The 1,672-nt window shown below is 70.8% G+C and carries 3 protein-coding genes; all 3 read left to right on the top strand.

All coding sequences use genetic code 11. The features are described from left to right. A partial coding sequence (locus ABT158_RS51140; protein ID WP_352366754.1) for a DUF2303 family protein occupies positions 1-559 on the top strand: 559 nt, incomplete at its 5' end. Then, positions 559-861: a hypothetical protein gene (locus tag ABT158_RS51135; protein ID WP_352366752.1), complete on the top strand. Its 303-nt coding sequence runs from the start codon at positions 559-561 to the stop codon at positions 859-861. The genes ABT158_RS51140 and ABT158_RS51135, both read left to right, overlap by 1 nt. A 10-nt stretch (positions 862-871) precedes the next feature. Continuing rightward, positions 872-1,672, top strand: an 801-nt coding sequence (locus ABT158_RS51130; RefSeq protein ID WP_352366750.1) for a DnaB-like helicase N-terminal domain-containing protein, incomplete at its 3' end; no start/stop codon positions are given.

Below are 1,672 nucleotides of genomic sequence, written 5' to 3'. Positions count from 1 at the left end.
CGACCGGCTCACCGTCACCGCCGTCCTCGACGCCCACACGGCCGACGGCCCGCGCTGGTCCGGCCACCGCCTCACCCTCAGCCTCCGCAAGACGAAGGCCTGGGAGCAGTGGATCGCCAACGACGGAAGGCTCCTGGGCCAGGAGCAGTTCGCCGAGTTCCTGGAGGACCACCTCCCCGAGCTCCGGAGCCCCGACGCCGCAACCATGCTGGAGATCGCCCAGTCGTTCCAGGCCACCAGCAAGGTCGACTTCACCTCGGGCACGCGGCTCGCCACCGGCCAGCGCCAGCTCAGCTACACCGAGACCACCCAGGCGAAGGCCGGGCAGAAGGGCCAGCTCGTCATCCCCGAGGTCTTCACCATCGGCCTCATCCCCTTCGAGGGCTCCTCGGGCTACGAGCTGACCGCCCGACTCCGGTACCGCATCCAGGAGTCCCAGCTCCGCATCGGCTACAAGCTGGAGCGCCCCGACGACACCGTGGCCGACGCGTTCGCCGACGTCGTCACGAAGATCGACGCCGGGATCGAGCAGCCGATCATGAACGGCACCCCGGCCTGATGACCGGCCGCCGCGCGACGGGCGCCGCCGACTCCCGGTGCCCGTCGTGCGCGGCCCCCACCCTCACCCAGTGGGTCGGCACCACCGCCGCCCTCAAGGTCACCGCGGACCTCACCCCGCTCACCCCCACCGAGCAGGACGCCGTCCGCGAACCGAACCGGCTCATCTGGTGCCTGTACCGGGCCTCCGCCCACAGCCCACCCCGGCTCCGCTGGATCACCGCCAGCCACCCACCGACCTGCAGCCACCCGCACGTCACCGAACACCGCTGCCCACCCGCCGAGCCGACCACCTTGTTCTGAGGAGCACCACGTGGACAACGTCCGCCCCATGAACCGCGACGCGGCGGACCACGACGGCTTCACCCGGCTCCCCCCGCACAACCACGACGCCGAGCTGTACGTCCTCGGCAGCTGCATCCACCAGCCTCGCCACATCCCCGCCCTGCGCAACCTCATCACCGGCGCCGACTTCTACCGACCCGCCCACGAACTGATCTGGAACGTCCTCGGTGAACTCTTCGACGCCGGCCAGCCCACCGAACCCGTCGCCCTGGCCCGGGCTCTGGAGAAGCGCAAGGACCTGAAGCGAGCGGGCGGCACCGCCTACATCTCCGCCCTCGCCAACTACTCGTGGCCGGCGCCCGACTACTACGCCGACTTCATCCGAGAGACCGCCGACCTTCGGGCCGCCGACGAGTTCGGCCGCCGCATCTCCCTGTACGCCTACGAGCCGGACGCCGAACCCGCCCAGGTCGTCACCTTCATCGACGACTACCTGACCCGGCAGAAGGAGCGTGCCGCCGGCCGCTCCGGCGACCCTGCCGACGCGCTCCTCGCCGAACTCCTCGACGCCTCCAGCCTCGACAACATGCCCGCCCTGGACCCCCTCGTCGGCGACTTCCTCCACCTCGACACCCTGTCCCGGATCATCGGCCCCTCGGGGCACATGAAGTCCTTCGTCGTCATCGACATCGCCGCCCACGTCGGCACCGGCAAGCCCTGGCACGGCCACCACGTCCGGCAGGGCACCGTCGTCTACCTCGTCGCCGAGGGCGCCCGCGGCATCCGCAAGCGCGTCCGTGCCTGGGAGAAGCACCACGGCATGAAGATG

The organism is Nonomuraea sp. NPDC001636 (genome assembly GCF_040298265.1).
Classification (GTDB): Bacteria; Actinomycetota; Actinomycetes; order Streptosporangiales; family Streptosporangiaceae; genus Nonomuraea.
This window is presented reverse-complemented; position numbering and strand designations above follow the sequence as displayed.